General features: G+C 68.5%; 12 protein-coding genes. 5 read left to right on the top strand and 7 right to left on the bottom strand.

Annotated features, from left to right (window positions below):
- Window positions 1-16: 16 nt before the first annotated feature.
- Window positions 17-673, bottom strand: coding sequence for an OmpA family protein (locus ACGHC0_RS23935; protein ID WP_368353289.1), 657 nt, complete (start codon window positions 671-673; stop codon window positions 17-19).
- A 150-nt stretch (window positions 674-823) separates the two neighbouring features.
- Entirely contained in the window at window positions 824-958 is a 135-nt protein-coding gene (locus ACGHC0_RS23930; RefSeq protein ID WP_368353288.1) for a hypothetical protein, read from the bottom strand.
- Here ACGHC0_RS23930 and ACGHC0_RS23925 point away from each other — a divergent pair.
- Both ACGHC0_RS23925 and ACGHC0_RS23920 read left to right on the top strand, forming a co-directional pair.
- Window positions 957-2,129 (top strand): murein transglycosylase A, encoded by a 1,173-nt coding sequence (locus tag ACGHC0_RS23925; RefSeq protein ID WP_368353287.1) that lies wholly within the window; start codon window positions 957-959, stop codon window positions 2,127-2,129. The two genes, ACGHC0_RS23930 and ACGHC0_RS23925, sit on opposite strands and share 2 nt — an antisense overlap.
- A 107-nt stretch (window positions 2,130-2,236) precedes the next feature.
- Entirely contained in the window at window positions 2,237-3,499 is a 1,263-nt protein-coding gene (locus tag ACGHC0_RS23920) for a hypothetical protein (RefSeq protein WP_415266968.1), read from the top strand.
- Here the strand turns inward: ACGHC0_RS23920 and ACGHC0_RS23915 are convergent.
- From ACGHC0_RS23915 to ACGHC0_RS23905, 3 genes are all read right to left on the bottom strand, one after another.
- The gene (locus ACGHC0_RS23915; RefSeq protein ID WP_415266967.1) at window positions 3,475-5,199 is read right to left on the bottom strand and encodes an MFS transporter; all 1,725 of its coding nucleotides are present in this window, start codon (window positions 5,197-5,199) and stop codon (window positions 3,475-3,477) included. The genes ACGHC0_RS23920 and ACGHC0_RS23915 overlap by 25 nt on opposite strands.
- A 157-nt stretch (window positions 5,200-5,356) precedes the next feature.
- Window positions 5,357-5,686, bottom strand: a complete 330-nt coding sequence (locus tag ACGHC0_RS23910) for a hypothetical protein (protein WP_368353284.1) — start codon at window positions 5,684-5,686, stop codon at window positions 5,357-5,359.
- A 231-nt stretch (window positions 5,687-5,917) separates the two neighbouring features.
- A complete protein-coding gene (locus ACGHC0_RS23905; RefSeq protein WP_013596925.1) occupies window positions 5,918-6,394 on the bottom strand; it encodes an Lrp/AsnC family transcriptional regulator in 477 nt (158 codons plus the stop codon).
- Between the two features lie 176 nt (window positions 6,395-6,570).
- Here ACGHC0_RS23905 and ACGHC0_RS23900 point away from each other — a divergent pair, with 176 nt between their 5' ends.
- On the top strand, window positions 6,571-10,146 hold the full coding sequence (locus ACGHC0_RS23900; RefSeq protein WP_368353283.1) for an indolepyruvate ferredoxin oxidoreductase family protein: 3,576 nt from the start codon (window positions 6,571-6,573) through the stop codon (window positions 10,144-10,146).
- Between the two features lie 15 nt (window positions 10,147-10,161).
- Here the strand turns inward: ACGHC0_RS23900 and ACGHC0_RS23895 are convergent, their stop codons facing one another.
- Window positions 10,162-10,854: an RES family NAD+ phosphorylase gene (locus tag ACGHC0_RS23895; protein ID WP_368353282.1), complete on the bottom strand. Its 693-nt coding sequence runs from the start codon at window positions 10,852-10,854 to the stop codon at window positions 10,162-10,164.
- Window positions 10,851-11,222 (bottom strand): MbcA/ParS/Xre antitoxin family protein, encoded by a 372-nt coding sequence (locus ACGHC0_RS23890; RefSeq protein ID WP_368353281.1) that lies wholly within the window; start codon window positions 11,220-11,222, stop codon window positions 10,851-10,853. The genes ACGHC0_RS23895 and ACGHC0_RS23890 overlap by 4 nt, the downstream gene beginning before the upstream one ends.
- Before the next feature lie 239 nt (window positions 11,223-11,461).
- On the opposite strand from ACGHC0_RS23890, the gene yajC reads away from it, so the two are divergent.
- The gene (gene yajC, locus ACGHC0_RS23885; protein WP_368353280.1) at window positions 11,462-11,794 is read left to right on the top strand and encodes a preprotein translocase subunit YajC; all 333 of its coding nucleotides are present in this window, start codon (window positions 11,462-11,464) and stop codon (window positions 11,792-11,794) included.
- Between the two features lie 119 nt (window positions 11,795-11,913).
- On the top strand, window positions 11,914-13,812 hold the full coding sequence (secD, locus tag ACGHC0_RS23880) for a protein translocase subunit SecD (protein WP_415266966.1): 1,899 nt from the start codon (window positions 11,914-11,916) through the stop codon (window positions 13,810-13,812).
- The last annotated feature ends 15 nt before the right edge of the window (window positions 13,813-13,827 follow it).

Genomic DNA, 13,827 nt, shown 5'->3' with positions numbered 1-13,827 from the left:
AGCAGGGAGCCAGGCCTCAGCCCTGGCGCGGGCGCTCGCCCACGTAGATCTCCACGCGGCGGTTGCGTGCCCGGCCGTCGGCCGTGTCGTTGGTGGCCACGGGTTCGCGCGCGCCCCGGCCTTCCACCTGGATGCGCGCCCCGCTCACGCCGCGGGAGGTGAGGTAGTTGCGCGTGCTGGTGGCCCGGTCGAGCGACAGCGGATTGTTGATGGAATCGTTGCCGGTGGAGTCGGTATAGCCGACGATGCGCACCTCGGCATTGGGATTGTTGCGCAGCCCTTCGGCGAAACGGTCCAGCACCGGGGCGAAGTTGGGCTGGATGTCGGAGCGGTTGGTGGCGAACGAGATGTCGCTGGGAATGTCGAGCTTGAGCTGGTTGTCCTGCGTCTGGGTGACCACCACGCCGGTGCCCTGCGTCACCTGCTGCATTTCCTGCTTCTGGCGCTCCATGTGCTGGGACCAGATGTAGGTGCCCAGGGCGCCCACGCCGGCGCCGATCAGCGCGCCGGTGCCGGCATTGCCGCCCGTCACGGCGCCCAGGACGGCACCGCCGGCGGCGCCCACGCCCGCGCCGGTGGCCGTGCGGCGCTGGGTATCGGTCATGTTGGCGCAGCCGCTGGCGAGCAGCACGACGGCGGCAGTGGCGGCGATGAGTGTGCGGGAAGTGCGCATGGAAATTCTCCTGTTGTCGTTCGGTGGGACGCCGTGGCCGGGCCCGCAATGCGGCAAAGCGCATGGGCCCGCTGGCGCCTGCAGGCATTTTTCGCGTGCCCGAACCCGTCCGTGACCCGGCGGAGGCCGCCTGCCCTTGCAGGCGCCGTCCTACTTTTCGTCGCCTGGCGGCCGGCTGTCCGGCGGAGGCAGCTCGCCCCGGCGGCGACCCGCGAACATGGTCCACCACACAATGGCGACGAGCACGGCGAGCGCCAGCAATGCTTCAAGCAAAATCAGCCCCATGAATCTCCGTCTCCTGCGCCTGGTGACAACGGCGCTGATTGTAGGAACGCTGGCCGCCTGCTCCACACCGCCGCCCGTTCTGCCGCCGGCCACCACGCCTTCCGGCCCGCTCATCACCCTGCCTCCGGGCCCTGGCGTACCGCTGCCGCCGGAGCCGGGCGGGCCGCTGCCCCCTCCGATGGCGCAGCCCAAGAGCCGCTGGATCCCGGTGCACTGGTCCGAGTTGCCCGGGTTCTCCACCGACGCGCTCTACGAGGCCTGGAACGCCTGGCTGCGCAGCTGCGAGCGGCCGCTGCCGGCCTTCGCGCCGCTGTGCCCGGAGATCCGCCGCCTCTCCATCGCCACGCCGGAGGAACAGCGCGAATGGATGGTGTCGCGCCTGCAGCCCTACCGCATCGAGTCGCTGGACGGCAATCCGGACGGCATGCTCACCAGCTATTACGAGCCCTACCTCGACGCCAGCCGCACGCCGGGCAACGGGTTCACCGTGCCGCTGTACGGCCTGCCGGCAGGCTACGGCCAGCGCAAGCCCTGGTATACACGCCAGCAGATCGACACCCTGCCCGAGGCCCAGGCCGCCCTGGCGGGCCGTGCCATCGCCTGGGTGCGCGACCCGGTCGAGGCGCTGGTGGTTCACATCCAGGGCTCGGGCCGCCTGCGCATCCAGGAGCCCGATGGATCCGTGCGCCTCGTGCGCGTGGCCTTCGCGGGCACCAACGACCAGCCCTACCAGAGCGTGGGCCGCTGGCTGCTCGACCAGGGGCTGGTGCGCGACGCGACCTGGCCCGGCATCCGCGCGTGGACGCTGCAGAACCCGCAGCGCGTGCCGGAGATGCTCTGGGCCAACCCGCGCTACGTGTTCTTCCGCGAGGAGCCGCTTTCGCCGCTGGACGCCGCTTTCGGCCCCCGCGGTGCGCAGGGCGTGCCGCTCACCCCGGGCCGCTCCATCGCCGTGGACCGGCAGAGCATCCCCTACGGCACCCCCGTCTGGCTGGCCTCTGCCGGCCCCACCGCGCAGCTGCAGCGCCTGGTGCTGGCGCAGGACACCGGCTCGGCCATCCTGGGCGCCGTGCGGGCCGACTACTTCGCTGGCTGGGGCCAGGAGGCAGGCGACCTGGCGGGGCGGCTCAAGCAGGGGCTCCGGCTGTGGGCGCTATGGCCGAGGAACTGACCGCGGGCATGTGACGCCGGGACGCAACGCGGCGGGCGGCGCGGCGTCATGCTCGAACCACATCGTGTAGCCTGCCCCTTCCAAAACACCACAGGGAAGGAGAACCGATGACACCGATCCGCACAGCGTTCCTCCACATGGCCGCGCTGCTCGCCTGCAGCGCCGCCTGGGCCCAGGACCCGTCCAGCGCCGCAGCCGCCACGGGGCCCGTGCTCCGTCCGGACACCACCGGGCGCTTCATCCCCTTCGTCGCCCCGCTGGGTGAAGCGTCGCGGCCACCGAAACTGCAGTTCGAGGTACGCACTCCGCCTGGCAGCCCGCAACCCGCCGCCCGGAGCTTCGCCGTCACGATGGACACGGGCTCCACCGGGGTGGTGATCTCCGCGGCCGATCTTCCCGGCTATTCCGACGATGAAGCGGGCCCGGAGGGCTGGGAGTTCCTGTCGAGCAGCAAGCGGCTGTGGGTGGGGCGATGGGTCGTGCGCGACCTCGTGTTCCGCGCCGCGGAGGGGGAGGTCGTGGCGCGCGTCCCCGTCCTGGCAGTCCAGAAGGAAATGATCTGCCCCTGCTGGGACGAGAAAGCCAACCAGCCGGTCTGCGAGCAGCCCACGAAGACCATGGTCCGCCCCAAGGGGATCGTGTACATGGGCGTGGGGTTCGGGCGCGAGCACGATGGCCAGCCGCAGGGCACGCCGGACAAGAACCCATTGCTCAACCTCGTCGCCATCGACGGCCGGCCCGTGCGCGAAGGCGAAGTGCATGCCGGCTACATCGTGACGAAGTCCGGCGTGCATGCCGGACTCACGCCGGCCAATGCCGCGGGCTTCGGGGCCACCAGGCTGCAGCCGGGAAGCCTGCTGGCCAACGGGCAGCCGGCATCCAGCGACCCGCGCGACTGGCAGCAGGCGTCCATGGCCGTGTCCGTGGCCGGCCGGGCGCCCGAGGCGGGATCGGTGCTCGTGGACACCGGCATTGCGCAGATGTACCTCACGGTGTCCGACCCGGCGTCGCTGCCGACGCAGCAGATCCCGAACCCCAGCCGTCCGGGCCACACCAGCAACGGCCTGAAGGAGGGCACGCCGGTGCAGGTGCTGTTCCCGGATGCGCAGGCGCCGGTGGCCCGGTATGCGTTCAACGCGGGAGGGGCCGGCGCGCCCCGTGCCGTGCTCGTGAACCGGCCGCCCTCCGGCGCTGCGGGCTCCGCCTGCGCGGCCGGCAGCACCGTGGCCCGGGGCGCTCCTGCATCGTTCGGGCGTCCCGCCTTCGTGAACACCGGCATGAACCTGCTGCAGCAGTACGACGTGCTGTTCGATGCCGAAGGGGGTTGGTTCGGACTGCGGCCGCTTCAGCGCTCCAGCTCGACCAGGTAGCGAGTCACCACCGGAGGCGCATCGGCCACGTGGAATGCCAGCTTGCGGTCGCGCAGCGCCACATCCGAGGCAGTGACGCGATCGAAGCGCCGCAGGTGTTCCGTCCAGGACTCGTCCACGATGCGCTCCACATACCGGGCGGGATCGGCGATGTCGTGCTGCAGCTGCCAGTCGAGCGCGCCCTGGCGCAGGCGGCTGCGGCGGCTCTCCTGCATGGTGTCGCGGAATTCCGCGGCCCGGGCCGGGTCGATCACGTATTCGATGGTCACCACCACGTGGCCCTGCTCGGGTGTCGTGGGGGCGGTGGGCACCTTGAAGGCGCGCGAGGGGCTGAGGTCCTCCTCCATCGAGCGGTCCGCCACGGTGCGCTGCACCAGGGCCATGGCCGCGGTGCCGGTGAGCGCGGCGAGCGCCAGGCTCACATGCACGCTGGTGACGGACGCCACCTGCCCCCAGAAGGCCGCGCCGGCCGCCGTGGCGCCCATGATCGCCATCTGGTAGATCGACATGCCTCGCGCGCGCACCCAGTTCGGCAGCGCCAGCTGCGCCGACACGCTCAGCGAATTCGCCGTGGTGATCCAGGCCATGCCGCCCACGATCATCGCCGGCACGGCCACATAGACGTTCGGCGCGATCGCGACCACCGACGTGGCGAGCGCCTGCAGCAGCGCTCCGCGGCCCACGAGCGTGTCGCGCGGCATGGCCTGGCGCAACCGCGGAAGGAACATCGCCGCCATGATGGCCCCGGCGCCCATCGAGGCCAGCAGCAGCGTGAAGGTGCCCGCGCCGCCACCCTCCAGATCGCGCGCCACCAGCGGCAGCAGCGCGAGCAAGGCCGTGGCGTGCAGGAAGAAGATCGAGATGCGCCAGAGCACGGCGCGCATGCGCGGCGACTCCCGCACGAACTGCACGCCCACGCGCATTGCACTGCCGAGCCGCTCGCGCCCCAGCGGATTGGGCACATGCGTGCGCTTCCAGCGCATGATCGTGAACCCCGCGATCACCGACAGCACGGCATTGAGCACGAATACCCAGGCGCTGCCCGCGCTCGCGATGATCGCGCCGGCCAGCAGCGGGCCGACGATGCGCGAGGCGTTCATCGCCACGCCGTTGAGCGCGAGTGCCGCGGGCAGCTGCGCGCGGCTGACCAGTTCCGGCACGATGGCCGCGAACACCGGCCACCGCATGGCCAGGCCGATGCCGTTTGCGAAGGTCAGGCCCAGCAGCAGCGGCGCCGTCATGCCGCCCGCGAGGATCGCCAGGCACAGCACCAGCGCCACCGCGGCCACCCAGAACTGCGTGGCGATGAAATAGCGCCGCCGGTCCAGGATGTCCGCCAGCGCGCCGCTGGGCAGCCCCAGCAGGAAGACGGGCAGCGTGGAGGCCGTCTGCACCAGCGCCACCAGCACGGGCGAGGTGGTGAGCGTGGTCATCAGCCACGCGGCCGCGACGTCGTTCATCCACATGCAGGTATTCGCCGCGAGCCAGGTGAGCCACAGCATGCGGAACACCGGCACCCCGAGCGGGGCGAGGGCAGAGAGCTCGGCACGCCGCGCGGCATCCTGGCCGAGCTGCGCGGCGGCTGCAGCCTCGGCGGTGGCGGCTGTGCGGGCGGCAGGCGTGGCGGCCGGGTCTTCGATCAGGCGGCCGGGTGGAGGGGGCGCGGAGAAGGAACTGTCGTGGGGCGTCTGGGGCGGCATGTCCTTCCGATTCTGCGGGAGATAACGCCAATGCGCCATGGGCGGCGCATTCTTCCCGCCTGCGCTCCTGGACATGCGCGGGATGGAAGGCATAGAAAGCAAGCAGATCGGCGCTTTGACCACAGGCTGGCCTGGCAATGCCGGACCAGCGAGCCCGTCACGGCAATACGAGTTCCTCGGGGTCTTCTGCGATCCCCAACCGGGATGGCAGATCCGGTCCCAGCCTCGACAGCGCCGCTCCTGCGCACGCATGGTGCGCCACCATGGCGCCGTCCTTCCATACCATCACTCCGTCTTTTTCGCCCCAGCGGCCGAAGGCACTGAAGACCACATAGGAGTAGGCGCCTCGATGGGCGCGCAGATAGTTGCCTCCGCCTGCCGGATACCAGAGCCGCCTGGCTTTGAACCGCTCTCGCCACTCGCCGCTGTCCACCTTTTCGGGAACGTTGATTTCCACGTTCCCGGGCTTGCCGAAGCGGTACTGCAAATAACCCTCCGGGCCGCCCGGCTGTTGGGAGGCACAGACGGCAACCGCTCGCTGATGCTTGATGGTGCATGCGAAAACAGGTTCTTCTCCCGAACGACAGAGAGAAGTTCCGAGGTTTTGCGCTGCGATAGCGTGGCCGGTAGCGCTGGCGGTTACGCAGGCCGCACTGCATGCTGTCCAGAGGACTTTCCAGAAAGGTTGCATAGCTTGCGGCAATTATTCGAATCACCGTCATCGCCGCAAATGTGCCAGCGGCAACGCCCCTCCCGCTTTCACCTCCCCCAGCGAAAAGCTCGTATGCATGTCCTTCACGTTGGGCAGGTTCAGCAGCACGCCGCGTGCGAACTGCGAAAAGCTCTCCAGGTCGCGTGCCACCACCTGCAGCTCGAAGGTGCCGGTGCCGCTGATGTAGTGGCAGGCCACCACTTCGGGAATCTTGGCGATGGCCTCTTCCATCTCGCGTGTGAGGCCGCCGGTGCTGCGGTCGGCGTCCAGCCGCACGAAGGCCAGCACGCCCAGGCCTATCCGGTGCCGGTCGATCTCCGCGTGGTAGCCCTTGATGAACCCCGCCTCTTCCAGGGCCCGCACGCGCCGCCAGCACGGGGCGGCCGAAAGGCCCACGCGCTGCGCCAGTTCGGCGTTCGTCAGCCGCGCATCGGCCTGCAGTTCCGCGAGGATGGCGATGTCGAATTTGTCGAGTTCTTCCATTCCTTTATTGTTTTCAGAAAGGATCTTTCTGAAACGAGGGTAAACACGGCACGAAAACGAAAGGACATATCCAGCGGTCCTGCCTACACTGGCATGCAAAGCCCGCCCCACCGGGCGCGCCGCCCTGCCCGCGCCCACGAGGCCGCGGCATCCCCGACGATGATGGAGAGACATTCATGAACGCACCGCTGCCCGAGCACATCCGCCGCGCGCTGGAAACGGTCACGCTCGACGACAAATACACGCTGCCGGAGGGCCGGGCCTTCATGAGCGGCGTCCAGGCCCTCGTGCGCCTGCCCATGCTGCAGCGCCAGCGTGACGCCATGGCCGGGCTCAACACCGCCGGCTTCATCAGCGGCTACCGGGGCTCTCCCCTGGGCGGCTACGACCAGGCGCTCTGGGCGGCCCGGAAGCACCTGGCGCAGAACCACATCGTCTTCCAGCCCGGCGTGAACGAAGAGCTCGGCGCCACCGCCGTCTGGGGTACGCAGCAACTGGACCTCTATCCCGACAAGAAGAAGTACGACGGCGTCTTCGGCATCTGGTACGGCAAGGGCCCGGGGGTGGACCGTTGCTCCGACGTGTTCAAGCACGCCAACATGGCCGGCACGGCGAAGCACGGCGGCGTGATCGCCATCGCGGGCGACGACCACATCAGCAAGAGCAGCACCGCGCCGCACCAGAGCGACCATATCTTCAAGGCCTGCGGGCTGCCGGTGTTCTTCCCCAGCAGCGTGCAGGAGATCCTGGACATGGGCCTGCATGCCTTCGCCATGAGCCGCTTCTCGGGCGTGTGGTCGGGCATGAAGACCATCCAGGAAGTGGTCGAGTCGTCCAGCAGCATCTCGGTCGATCCGGACCGCGTGAACATCGTGCTGCCCGAGGATTTCGCGATGCCCCCCGGCGGCCTGCACATCCGCTGGCCCGATGCCCCGCTGGAGCAGGAAGCGCGCCTCATGGACTACAAGTGGTATGCGGCCCTGGCGTACATCCGCGCCAACCGGCTCAACTACAACGTCATCGAAGGACCGCAGGACCGCTTCGGCATCATCGCCAGCGGCAAGGCCTACAACGACACCCGCCAGGCCCTGATCGACCTGGGCCTTCATGATGACACCTGCCGGCAACTCGGCATCCGCGTGCACAAGGTCAACGTGGTCTGGCCGCTGGAGGCGACCATCACGCGCGATTTCGCCCAGGGCCTGCAGGAGATCCTGGTGGTGGAGGAGAAGCGCCAAGTCATCGAATACCAGCTCAAGGAAGAGCTCTACAACTGGCGCGCCGACGTGCGTCCCAATGTGCTGGGCAAGTTCGACGAGGTGGAGGGAGACAACTCCGGCGGCGAATGGAGCATGGCCAACCCGAGCCAGAACTGGCTGCTGCGCCCCAAGGCCGACCTGACACCCGCCATCATCGCGCGCGCCATCGCCAGGCGGCTGAAGAAGCTCGGCGTGCCTGACGACGTGGTGGCGCGCATGGACGCGCGCCTCACGGTGATCGATGCGCGCGAGCGCTCGCTCGCCGAGACCACGGCCGACACGGGCGACCGCACGCCGTGGTTCTGCAGCGGCTGCCCGCACAACACCAGCACCCGCGTGCCCGAGGGCTCGCGCGCCGTGGCCGGCATCGGCTGCCACTACATGGTGAACTGGATGCCGGGCCGCAATACCTCCACCTTCACCCAGATGGGCGGCGAGGGCGTGACCTGGGTGGGGCAGCAGCCGTTCTCGCTGGACAAGCACGTCTTCGCCAACCTGGGCGACGGCACGTACTTCCACAGCGGCCTGCTCGCGATCCGGCAGAGCATCGCGGCCGGCACCAACATCACCTACAAGGTGCTCTACAACGACGCCGTGGCCATGACCGGCGGCCAGCAGGTGGGCGAGCGGCCCGAGGGCCACTCGGTGCTGCAGATCATGAACAGCCTGAAGGCCGAGGGCGTGGCCAAACTGGTCATCGTGACGGACGAGCCCGCCAAGTACGAGGGCGTGCCACTCGCCGAGGGCGTGACGGTGCACCACCGCGACGAGCTGGACCGCATCCAGCGCGAGTTCCGCGAAGTCCCTGGCTGCACGGCCATCATCTACGACCAGACCTGCGCCACGGAGAAGCGCCGCCGCAGGAAGCGCGGCACGCTCGCCACGCCTGACAAGACCGTGGTCATCAACGAACTGGTCTGCGAGGGCTGCGGGGATTGCTCCGTGCAATCCAACTGCCTCTCGGTCGAGCCGCTGGAAACCGAGTTCGGCCGCAAGCGCCGCATCAACCAGAGCACCTGCAACAAGGACTATTCCTGCCTGAAGGGCTTCTGCCCGAGCTTCGTGACCGTCGAGGGCGGCACGCTCAGGAAGCCGAAGAAGGAGAAGAAGGGCGACCTGTCGGCGCTGCCGCCGCTGCCCGAGCCGGTGCTGCCCGCGGCCGAATCCGCCTGGGGCATCGTGGTCGCCGGCGTGGGCGGCACGGGCGTGATCACCATCGGCTCGCTGCTGGGCATGGCCGCCCACCTGGAAGGCAAGGGCGTCATCACCCAGGACGCCGCCGGCCTGGCCCAGAAGGGCGGTGCCACGTGGAGCCACGTGCAGATCGCCAACCGCCCCGAGGCCATCTACACGACCAAGGTCGATACCGCCAAGGCCGACCTCATCATCGGCTGCGACTCCATCGTCGCCTCGCTCAAGACCACCATGGCCGCCATGCAGCCGGGCCGCACCTTCGTGGCGCTGAACAACCATGGCTCGCCGACGGCGTCCTTCGTGAACAACCCCGACTGGCAGTTCCCGGGCCAGCATTGCGACACGGCCATCGCCTCGGCCGTGGGCGAGGAACTGCTGGGCAGTTTCGATGCCGAAGAGGTGGCGGTGCAGTTGCTGGGCGACAGCATCTACACCAACCCCCTGATGCTGGGCTACGCGTGGCAGAAGGGCCGCGTGCCGCTGTCCCGCGCCGCGCTGATGCGCGCCATGGAACTCAACGGCGTGCAGGTCGACAACAACAAGGCTGCCTTCGAATGGGGCCGCCGCTGCGCGCACGACCTGGCCGCGGTACGCGGGCTGTTCCAGACGGCGCAGGTCATCCATTTCGCGAAGAAGCCCGCGCTCGCCGAGATCATCGCGCGCCGCGAGGAATTCCTCACGGGCTACCAGAACGCGGCCTACGCGGCCACCTACCGGGCCTTCGTGCAGAAAGTGCAGGAAGCCGAGGCTCGCTTCGGATCCACCACCCGCCTCACCGAGGCCGTGGCGCGCTACCTCTTCAAGCTCATGGCCTACAAGGATGAATACGAGGTGGCCCGCCTGCACACCGACGGTGCCTTCACCGGGAAGATCGCCGGCATGTTCGAGGGCGACTACCGCGTGGTGCACCACCTGGCGCCGCCGCTCACGGCGAAGAAGAACGAGCGCGGCGAACTGGTGAAGAAGGCCTATGGTCCGTGGATGCACAAGGCCTTCGGCGTGCTGGCGAAGATGAAGGGCCTGCGCGGCACGGCGCTCGACCCCTTCGGCCGCACCAGGGAGCGCCGCACCGAGCGCGCGCTGATCCAGGAATACCGCGCCTGCATCGAAGAACTGCTGGCCGGGCTCACGGCGGAGAACCTGCCGCTGGCCTTGGAGATCGCACGCATTCCCGAACAGATCCGCGGCTACGGCCACGTGAAGGAGCGGCACCTGGAGACGGCCCGCGCGCAATGGGAAGGCCTGATGGCGCGCTGGCGCCAGGGGCCTGCCGAGGCGGCGCTGCGGCAGAGCGCCTGAGGGCGAGGCGCGGATTCAGAAATCCCACTCGAAGCGATCGGCATCGCCGATCAGCATCACCTTGCTCCGGGTCGCTTTGCAGATCCATCGCTGGCGCGTCGCGTCTATCCCCTGAGCGGGTTCGAACAATGCGTCCTGGACCAATGCAACGGCGCAGGCTTCATGGGGGGCGCGCACCGACTCGTACTTGATCCATAGCACGCCCCTGTGCCGGGCCTCTGCGGCCAAGGCCTGGGTGGCGGTGTAGTCGCTGCCATGGGTCCATCGCTCCCTGCGGCGGTTCCAGGGCTCCTGCATCAGATCGATCGAAAGTCCCCGCATCTGCGCCTGAAACAGCGTATGTTCCGTCAGCAGGTCTTCGTTCAGCAAGCCCGTGCTGTCCAGAAGAAACCGGTGGCGCCAGTAGGCGATCTCGGCGCAGACGGCCACCTGATTCTTCGCGCCATACCACTGCCCGTGCTCATGGGCCGGGCGAAACCGGTGAGGATGCGGTGGCGTGTACCGGAAGGGCGTGAACAGCAGGTAATGCCGTTCTTTCGCGATGGGGGGCTTGCTGGCCTCCAACATCTGCTCCAGCAAGTCCTGCTCGTCCAGGGAGTCGACCAGCCTGACCGTCGCTGCTGCGTATTGCGACTCCACCCCGCGCCATACCAGAAGCTGGCGCAACCGCAGGCTTTCGTCGAACCACCGCGGATCCCATGCGCTCATGTGGGCGCACGCATGGCATCGAGATACGACAGGGTCGCCACCAGGCCGTCCACACGCTGGACCATCTGCAACGGCACACCGCCCAGGGCCTTGTTGAATCCCGTCATCCATGCCTGCCGCTTGCCGTCGTCCGTGCCGACCAGGGCATCCAGGGAGCGGTAGACGCGCACGAGCAGTAACGCCAGTTCGCCTTCCTTGCTCGCCGGATCGATGGGCTTTTCCGCTTTGAGAATCCGCGACACCGTGGGCTCGCTCAGGCCCAGCGCCTTGGCCAGCATGACGCCGTTCATCCCGAGGAGCCGGCTCGCACGGGCCGTGGCCTTGGCAAGCACCTGGCCGGGGTCAGCTAGGGCAATGGCTTGTTCCATGGCATGCTCCTTGGGATTTCTATGGAAATATTATGCGCGAGAACCAAAATATTTAATATCGCGATCTATGGGGAGCGACCCGGGCATAACCCAACGGCCCACGGGTTATGCCACCGGGCCGCAGAAAGGCGCCGCATACAATCCCCTGTTGCCCTGCGGCAGGCGCCCATGCGCCGCTGCGTGCACGATCGGCCCGGCGACCGGGCCGGACGACCATCCTTTCAACGGAGCCTGTAGCCGTGTTTATCTCTTCCGCTTTCGCCCAGACCGCCCCGGCCGCCGCGCCCGCCGGCGGCATGATGTCCTCGCTCACGAGCATGCTGCCGCTGGTGCTGATGTTCGTGGTGCTGTACTTCATCATGATCCGGCCCCAGATGAAGCGCCAGAAGGAGCACCGCGCCATGATCGACGCGATCGCCAAGGGCGACGAGGTGGCGACGGCCGGCGGCATCCTGGGCCGGGTCACGCGCCTGTCCGAAGGGTTCCTGCACATCGAGATCGCCTCGGGCGTGGAAGTGCAGATCCAGCGCAGCGCCGTGGCGCAGGTCCTGCCCAAAGGCACGGTGAAGTGAGGCGCAACCCCCTGAGCGGCGGAGCGGCCCTTGCGCGGCGTCTGCTGTCCTGCGCCGCGCCAATTTCAGGCGCCGCCGATGGTGCGCACGCCGTGGTTAACTGAGATAAGAGCGCGATCATGAATCGTTATCCGGTCTGGAAGTACGCGATCCTCGTGGTCGTGCTGCTCGTGGGGATCCTCTATTCCCTGCCCAATGTGTTCGGCGAGGCGCCCGCGGTGCAGGTGTCCTCGGCCAAGGCGTCCGTCAAGGTCGATGCCTCGCTGCAGCGGCGCGTCGAGGAGGCGCTGCAGGGCGCCGGCATCACTCCCGACGCGGTGAGCTTCGACGGCAATTCGGTGCGCGCACGCTTCGACACGCCCGACACCCAGCTCAAGGCCAAGGACGTGATCCAGAAGGCCCTGGTGCCCGACGCGGCCGATCCGCAGTACATCGTCGCGCTGAACCTCGTCTCCCGTTCGCCCGCATGGCTCACGGCGCTGCACGCGCAGCCCGTCTATCTGGGGCTGGACCTGCGCGGCGGCGTGCACTTCATGCTGCAGGTGGACATGCAGGCGGCGCTCACCAAGAAGGCCGAGTCCTTCGCGGGCGACCTGCGCACCTTCATGCGCGACCGCAACATCCGCCACGGCGGCATCAGCCGCGACGGCCAGACCATCGAGGTGCGCCTGCGCGACGAGGCGGCCGCCACGGCCACGCGCAACCTCATCTCCGACCAGTTCCCCGACCTCGTGGCCACCTCCAGCCCCGACGGCGAGGGCGTGGTCGTGCGCGCGACCATCAAGCCCGAAGCCCTGCGCAAGGTGCAGGACCAGGCGCTCAAGCAGAACATGACCACGCTGCACAACCGGATCAACGAGCTCGGCGTGGCCGAGCCGGTGATCCAGCAGCAGGGCACGGACCGCATCGTCGTGCAGCTGCCCGGCGTGCAGGACACCGCCAAGGCCAAGGACATCCTGGGCCGCACCGCCACGCTCGAGGTGCGCATGGTGGACGAAAGCACCGAGGCGCGCGGCGCCGAGCGGGGCTCCGGCCCGGTGCCGTTCGGCAGCGAGCGCTACCCCGACCGCAACGGCCAGTTCGTCATCGTCAAGAAGCAGGTCATCCTGACGGGCGAGAACCTGACCGACGCGCAGCCCGGCTTCGACGGCCAGACCCAGGAGCCGACCGTCAACCTGACGCTCGACGCCAAGGGTGCGCGCATCTTCAAGGACATCACGCGCGAGAACATCGGCAAGCGCATGGCCATCGTGCTCTTCGAGAAGGGCAAGGGCGAGGTCGTGACGGCCCCGGTGATCCGCTCCGAGATCGGCGGCGGCCGCGTGCAGATCTCCGGCCGCATGACCACGGCCGAGGCCAACGACACCTCTCTGCTGCTGCGCGCCGGCTCGCTGGCCGCGCCGATGGAGATCATCGAGGAATTCACCATCGGCCCGAGCCTCGGCGCCGACAACATCAGCCGCGGCATCCACAGCGTGGTCTGGGGCATGGTGGCCATCGCCGTGTTCATGTGCGTGTACTACGCGCTGTTCGGCGTGTTCTCCACCATCGCGCTGTCGGTCAACGTGCTCATGCTGATCGCCGTGCTGTCCATGCTGCAGGCCACGCTGACACTGCCCGGCATCGCCGCCATGGCGCTCGCGCTGGGCGTCGCCATCGACTCGAACGTGCTGATCAACGAGCGCATCCGCGAGGAACTGCGCGCGGGCGTCGTGCCCCAGGCGGCCATCCATGCGGGCTACGAGCGCGCCTGGGCGACCATCCTCGACTCCAACGTGACCACGCTCATCGCCGGCCTGGCGCTGCTCGCCTTCGGCTCGGGCCCGGTGCGCGGCTTCGCCGTGGTGCACTGCCTGGGCATCCTGACCAGCATGTTCTCGGCCGTGTTCTTCTCGCGCGGCCTGGTGAATCTCTGGTACGGCCGCAAGAAGAAGCTCAAGAGCGTGTCCATCGGCCAGGTGTGGAAGCCCGGTACCGACACCCCGGCGGTGCCCTCCACGCCCGCCAAGACGAACTGACCGAAGGAAGACGCC

The sequence above is a fragment of the Acidovorax sacchari genome, from assembly GCF_042847045.1.
GTDB lineage: Bacteria > Pseudomonadota > Gammaproteobacteria > Burkholderiales > Burkholderiaceae_C > Paracidovorax > Paracidovorax sacchari.
This window is presented reverse-complemented; position numbering and strand designations above follow the sequence as displayed.

Bases quoted from the DNA above. Each gene is read 5' to 3' on its own strand.
- ACGHC0_RS23935 (WP_368353289.1), bottom strand. From the start codon at position 673: ATGCGCACTTCCCGCACACTCATCGCCGCCACTGCCGCCGTCGTGCTG.
- ACGHC0_RS23925 (WP_368353287.1), top strand. From the start codon at position 957: ATGAATCTCCGTCTCCTGCGCCTGGTGACAACGGCGCTGATTGTAGGA.
- ACGHC0_RS23930 (WP_368353288.1), bottom strand. From the start codon at position 958: ATGGGGCTGATTTTGCTTGAAGCATTGCTGGCGCTCGCCGTGCTCGTC.
- ACGHC0_RS23920 (WP_415266968.1), top strand. From the start codon at position 2,237: ATGACACCGATCCGCACAGCGTTCCTCCACATGGCCGCGCTGCTCGCC.
- ACGHC0_RS23915 (WP_415266967.1), bottom strand. From the start codon at position 5,199: ATGCCGCCCCAGACGCCCCACGACAGTTCCTTCTCCGCGCCCCCTCCA.
- ACGHC0_RS23905 (WP_013596925.1), bottom strand. From the start codon at position 6,394: ATGGAAGAACTCGACAAATTCGACATCGCCATCCTCGCGGAACTGCAG.
- ACGHC0_RS23900 (WP_368353283.1), top strand. From the start codon at position 6,571: ATGAACGCACCGCTGCCCGAGCACATCCGCCGCGCGCTGGAAACGGTC.
- ACGHC0_RS23895 (WP_368353282.1), bottom strand. From the start codon at position 10,854: ATGAGCGCATGGGATCCGCGGTGGTTCGACGAAAGCCTGCGGTTGCGC.
- ACGHC0_RS23890 (WP_368353281.1), bottom strand. From the start codon at position 11,222: ATGGAACAAGCCATTGCCCTAGCTGACCCCGGCCAGGTGCTTGCCAAG.
- secD (WP_415266966.1), top strand. From the start codon at position 11,914: ATGAATCGTTATCCGGTCTGGAAGTACGCGATCCTCGTGGTCGTGCTG.